This is a genomic window from Acinetobacter sp. V102_4, from assembly GCF_031799005.1.
GTDB lineage: Bacteria > Pseudomonadota > Gammaproteobacteria > Pseudomonadales > Moraxellaceae > Acinetobacter > Acinetobacter calcoaceticus.
The window spans coordinates 22,131-28,130 of sequence record NZ_JAVQNR010000046.1 but is presented as its reverse complement, the minus strand read 5'-3'; the positions used below and the strand labels follow the sequence as shown (position 1 = coordinate 28,130).

At 35.5% G+C, this 6,000-nt stretch carries 6 protein-coding genes; 4 read left to right on the top strand and 2 right to left on the bottom strand.

All coding sequences use genetic code 11. The features are described 5' to 3' along the window. Positions 1-172 precede the first annotated feature (172 nt). From RMB13_RS13280 to RMB13_RS13270, 3 genes are read left to right on the top strand one after another with little or no spacing between them, the layout of a single operon-like run. Positions 173-676, top strand: coding sequence for a YfiR family protein (locus RMB13_RS13280; RefSeq protein WP_003656067.1), 504 nt, complete (start codon positions 173-175; stop codon positions 674-676). 5 nt (positions 677-681) lie between these two features. Then, on the top strand, positions 682-1,905 hold the full coding sequence (locus RMB13_RS13275; protein ID WP_005043367.1) for a diguanylate cyclase domain-containing protein: 1,224 nt from the start codon (positions 682-684) through the stop codon (positions 1,903-1,905). 14 nt (positions 1,906-1,919) lie between these two features. After that, complete coding sequence (locus RMB13_RS13270; RefSeq protein WP_311085463.1) at positions 1,920-2,399, top strand: OmpA family protein; 480 nt, start codon at positions 1,920-1,922, stop codon at positions 2,397-2,399. Between the two features lie 47 nt (positions 2,400-2,446). Here RMB13_RS13270 and RMB13_RS13265 read toward each other — a convergent pair whose 3' ends face one another. Further along, positions 2,447-3,457: a metallophosphoesterase gene (locus RMB13_RS13265; protein WP_311085462.1), complete on the bottom strand. Its 1,011-nt coding sequence runs from the start codon at positions 3,455-3,457 to the stop codon at positions 2,447-2,449. Between the two features lie 106 nt (positions 3,458-3,563). Between RMB13_RS13265 and RMB13_RS13260 the strand changes: the two genes are divergently transcribed. Continuing rightward, on the top strand, positions 3,564-5,189 hold the full coding sequence (locus RMB13_RS13260; RefSeq protein WP_311085461.1) for a phospholipase D family protein: 1,626 nt from the start codon (positions 3,564-3,566) through the stop codon (positions 5,187-5,189). On the opposite strand, the gene RMB13_RS13255 is transcribed toward RMB13_RS13260, so the two are convergent. Next, positions 5,190-5,999 (bottom strand): 1-acyl-sn-glycerol-3-phosphate acyltransferase, encoded by an 810-nt coding sequence (locus tag RMB13_RS13255; protein ID WP_005043363.1) that lies wholly within the window; start codon positions 5,997-5,999, stop codon positions 5,190-5,192. Between the last annotated feature and the right edge of the window lies 1 nt (position 6,000).

The following is a 6,000-nucleotide window of genomic DNA, read 5'->3' as shown; positions in this document are numbered from 1 at the left end:
TCAGCCTTTTTCTTTTGAGTGCCGATTTTTTCTACTATTTTGTGAAAAAAGTGATATATATGCCTTTTTTTTAGGCACTTCAGTCAACGTTAGATGAGATATTAAACTTTTTTTACTTTATCAACTTCATGTAGAATAGATTATTCGTGCAATAGTTTGGCATTAACTCACCATGTGGCAGTTCGCTAAGAAAGTATTTGTTTGCATACTTGTAGTGTTTGCTACGAGTGGCCCTTGTTATGCCAATTCAAAACATAACTTCTATGTGCTTACTTTATCTATTTTAAGCTACAGTAAGTGGGAGAATGTAAATACTCCTACCCTTTGTGTTATTGATAATCCCTCTATTACATCTACCTTTCAATCTTATATCCAGCAAATGTCTTATAATTATCGTGTTCAAACTGTAAACGCGAAAGATTTTGCACGGTCACATTGTCAGGCTGTTTATTTCTCTACTACTTCGCCACAGCAACAACAAAGCCTTATTCAGAATTATCCTTATCGTTCTTTACTTTCTTTAAGCATCAATAATTCAGACTGTGAAATAGGAAGTATCTTTTGTTTATATAATCAAAATAATTACACTACCTTTAAAGTTAACTTAGATGCTTTAAGTCACTCCAAAGTTCATATTGATCCGAGAGTATTGCTCTTGGCTAAGAATGCGGAGTAAGGATTATGATATCTAAGTTGTATCAGTCCACGTCTCTGCATGCTTTATTTAGAAAGTCTCAATTTACGATTTTTGCAATTACGTTCTTTATTTGTTCTTTTACCTTTGTATCGATTTCTGTTTTTACAATGGAAACCTATGCCAAGCAAAATTTACAATTGCTCAGCCATACCCTGCTCGAACGTATTCAACCAGCAGTTGTATTTAATGACAAAATTACGATAGAGCAAATTTTGAATGAATATACGAATGATCATTCAATCCGTACTATTCATATTTATGATTCAGAACACCACCTTATTGCGCAAAGTTTTAAATTATCAAGTCAGACTTCAATTTTAGAGGGCTGGTTTGATCATTGGTTTTTAAATGAACCTGTGCATCTTACAATTTATCATCACGAACAAAATGTAGGTGAATTAACCCTGTTTGGTAGTTCAGAAAAAATCTTGCAGTTCCTAAAAATGATTATGGTAGGGCTCGCAATTGCGATGTTGTTTATTGTTTGCGCTTTGTGGTGGTCAGTAAATCTAACTTATCGCCAAATTATGCAAGCTATTTATCCACTTACCAATATTGCTCAAATTGTAAGTGAGCAAAAAGCTTATAATCTTCGGTTCCCTTATAATCGAATTAAAGAATTTCAAGATTTAAATACTGTTTTTAATGAGTTACTTGAAGAAATTCAGATATGGGACAATCAATTACAAAAAGAAAATCGTAAATTGTCATTTCAGGCTCATCACGATCAGCTCACCTTATTACCTAATAGACATTATTTTTATCAAATTCTTTTAGATATGTTTGAAGATAAGGGGTTTGATAACAAATCTGCTTTATTATTTATAGATAACAATAACTTCAAAGCGATTAATGACCAGTTTGGACATTTGGCTGGAGATGAAGTTTTAAAAGAAATGGCAAATCGCTTGCAAACGCGTTTACGTCATCAAGATTTTATCGCGCGTTTAGGTGGCGACGAATTTGCTGTTATTTTGCATTCCATTAGTCATGCTGATCATTTAATATCTATTGCTGAAAATTTACTCGAAAGCTGTAAAGAACCTTTGCATCTGAATGGTCAAACCATTTACTTCAGTTTTAGTGTAGGTATTGCTTTATCACAATTTGCATCTAGCCCCGAAGATTTCATTATGCAAGCAGATCAGGCAATGTATAAGGCTAAAAATTCGGATGAACGCTGGTTTATCTATAAACCTGAAAATTAAATTTAGGCTAATCTATGAATACAATATCTTTAAAACTCTCCTTTATTGCATTGCTATGCATTACTCTTGCAGGGTGCCTGAGTTTTGGTCCATTAAAATATCGTCAGGTAAAATTGCTCAAAAAAGAAGGTTTTGTGCTTACAAATGAAGGATGGACTTTAGGTTTACCAGAACGTTTGTTGTTTGACTTTAATAATGCAGAGTTAAAACAGAGCCATGAAGCTGAGTTAGTGCGTCTAGCATCTCAATTGAATAAATATGATCTGAATAAATTGAAAATTGTTGGTCATACTGATGATGTTGGCGATGCTGCTTATAATCAAAAGCTGTCTGAAGAGCGCGCACAAAGTGTGGCAAACCTTTTCTTAGCTCGCGGGTTTAAGCAAGAAAATATCTATGTGATTGGTCGCGGTTCAACGCAGCCCTATGTTCCAAATACAACCAATGAAAATCGTGCGATTAACCGACGTGTTGCCATTGTTGTTATTCCATAATTTTCAATTTATAAAAAAGCCAATCCTCTGTGATTGGCTTTTTTATTTTAAACTAACTCAATAATATCAATTGTCGGCGGTACTCTAAAACGTAAAGGGATGCCGACCATTCCTGTGCCAACTGTCACAAAAACATCGGCATGTTCGTGAGAGTAAAATCCACGTTTATGACCTAAAATTGACACTTTTTTCATAATATAGGTGGTAAGCCATGGAAGCTCAACCTGCCCTCCATGTGTATGCCCAGATAACATTAATGGTCGATTCGGCAATTTAGGCACCATGTCTACCGTATCGGGATTATGGGAAAGGATTAACCAAGGTTTGTCTTGGGGTAAATCTGGCATAGAACGCATGTCGGTTTTTCCAGCCCACAGATCACCAATACCTATCAAACGAAACTCTTCAAAATCAACTATTTTGCCTTCAATATCGACAACTTCATTATAGAACAAGGCATCTTTTAATAATTGTTGGATAGGTGGTCCTGGATATTGCTCATCATGGTTTCCAGGAACGGAGTAAACAGGTGCCTGAATTTCTTTTAAAACACTCAATTCTTGAATTAGTCTATTTTCCGGCTCATATGTCCAGTCACCTGCCACAACCACTAAATCAGGTTGCTGTTCATTTAATTTTTTAACTATTGTTTTTAGCTGGCGCTCATGCCCTGAAAATAAACCAATATGTAAATCAGCAATTAACGCTACTTTTACAGGTTTATTAAAACTTCGATCTGGATTTAACCGATATTGATGTGTATCGACACGTACTAGATGAGGTTCAATAAATCGGGCATAAATTAAAACGCCACTTAAGAAAAAGATGAAAATACCTTGATGAATTGAATAGTAACCAGTCCAAGCAGCGTATAAGTTAAAAAACCAGAGAGGAATAAGTAGATAAGAAAGATAGAATGCGAGTAAATGGACAAAAGCTTTAAATGGATGAATAGTCTCGGTCCGAGATTGGTGAATCCAAGCTTCAGAAATCCCCCATAAAGCAAGTATTGAAAATATAAAGAAAAAACAAAAAATAATTGAATTTGGATTCCACATTACGACTCTCGACTTATCTTATATTGATTGCTAGTAATCAAATTCAATATTTATCTTTCAATATGCACGAATTATACTCTAGCTCACGTTATCGTATGTACTGATTATGGCACAATCCATTCATTCCAAACAGCTTCAAACGAATCAACAAGCTAAAGGCTTTTTGATAAAAGCCTCTATAGTCCTATGTTCTAGTTTTGCTGTGGGTTTGACAGGATGTAGTACTCTGCCAAAACATGGTGTTGAACCAGTACAATATGCAAAAGATATTGATACTTCTGAGACCTCACTTGCCAAACTGATTACTCCTTTACGTCAGCAAAACCCAAAGCTAACGGGTTATCACGTCTTAAATGATCCTTTGGAGGCTCTAGCAGCCCGCCTAAGATTAATTGATAAAGCCGAAAAGACTTTAGATTTACAATATTACATTTGGGACAATGACAAAGTTGGTGCTTTGGCATTACACGCGATTATTCGGGCAGCTGATCGCGGGGTAAAAGTCCGACTTCTTATTGATGATAATAATGCAAAAAAAATAGAAGGGATTTTACTTGCCCTTTCTCAGCATAAAAATATTGAAGTTAAGCTTTTTAACCCCTACCGTTTTCGTAAATATCGCGCGATGGATATGGTTCTTGATTTAAAACGTATCAATCGTCGTATGCATAATAAAAGTTTTATTGCCGACAATGAGGTTGCTCTTATTGGCGGACGAAACATGACAAATCAATATTACAATGTAAGTGATAGTTATCAATTCTCTGATGTCGATGTGATGTTAGTTGGTGCTGCTGTTGATGATATTGTGAATTCGTTTGATGACTACTGGAATCATGAATATGCATATTCAGTTCAAAGTATCGTAAGTCCTGAACAGCACCGTTTACGCTATGAAGGATTAAAAGAACAACTTGAAGCTCACTACCAACAAGCAACTGTTCAGAACTTTCTAAACTTAACTGCAAAATCACATGCATTTGATGAATGGTTAAATCGTAATATTCAATTCGACTGGGTCAAAGCCGAAGTCGTAAAAGACTCACCGGATAAAATCAAATCAAAGGCTAAAAAAGAAGAGCACCTTAATTTCCAGTTAATTAACCACCTAGAAAAACCGGAAAGTAATGTTGATTTAATTTCAGCTTATTTTATTCCTGAAAAGCAAGGTGCCAAGATTTTAAGTACTCTTGCTAAAGAAGGCGTTGAAGTCCGAGTCTTAACCAACTCGTTTAAAGCGAATGACGTTGCTGTCGTTCATGCCTTTTATGGAAAGTACCGTAAAGAACTTCTTAAAAACGGCGTACAACTTTATGAATTTTTACCGACACCAGATAAAAGAGATTTAAATAAAAATACAGATGAGCTTGCAACTAAAGCGAAAGTGAATATGAAAGGATTAAGCCGTTCAAGTTTACATACAAAACTTATGGCATTAGATGAGCAGGTTTTTATTGGTTCATTTAATTTTGATCCACGCTCAGCATATTTGAATACTGAAATTGGCGTAATTTTGGATAGCCCATCATTGGCTAAAACCATTCACCACACGATGGATGAAAATTTAAACAAATTTGCTTATAAGCTAAAGCTCGACGCTAATAATCATATTTATTGGCAGCAAGAGACTTCACATGGTCCCTTAATTTATAAACAAGAACCCGAGATGAAATGGTGGCAAAAGGCAGGCATGAAGTTTCTTTCATGGCTGCCAATCGAAGGATTCATGTAATTAGTTTTTTGGCTTAAGTACTTTTTGATGTAGTTGAGCCAAGCCTTCTACCATTTTTTCTTGAACTTCATTTGTTAAACTTTTCACATCATGCCCTTCCACAGAAATTGGTGGCAAAGTTAACAAATGAGCTGTTACTTTCGGCATTTCAAGTACGCGTTGAATATGTTCGGCAAAAGACATCTCTCCAATGAATGGAGCAACTGTATCTAATTGTCCATAACGGTTTACATAACAAATTAAACATACCTGTACTGGACGTTGAGCCTCAATAGCAGCCCCGAGTAAACGGCCATGTACTTTCTTAACAGAATGCCCATCGGTGGTAGTCGCTTCAGGGAAAAATAGTACAGGAATATTTTGTTTTAAAAATTCGGTAATTTGCTCACGGATTCTAACGGAGTCCCCAGACCCACGCTTAATAAATAAAGTTCCACCACCTTTAGCTAAATTCCCGAAAATAGGCCAATTTTCAATTTCAGCTTTAGCAAGGAAGAAAACTCGAGCACCTGAACCTAAAACAGCAACATCTAGCCAGGAAATATGATTACTTACCCAAAGAGCAGGTTCTCTAGGAATTGTTCCATGTACTTCTACATCTAAGTTAAAAACCTGACATAAACGGCGGCAAAAATATTGAACATAGCGTGTATTAACTGGATTATTAGGATCTTTATAAAGGCCATGTCGATAAACTAAATAAAAACCTTCACTAATTGCAGCTGTAGCAGAAGTGACTTTTTTTCCGTATAAACCTATTTTTGATAATTTCTTTAACGTTGAATTAACTATACTTTGCGTTTGAGCCATA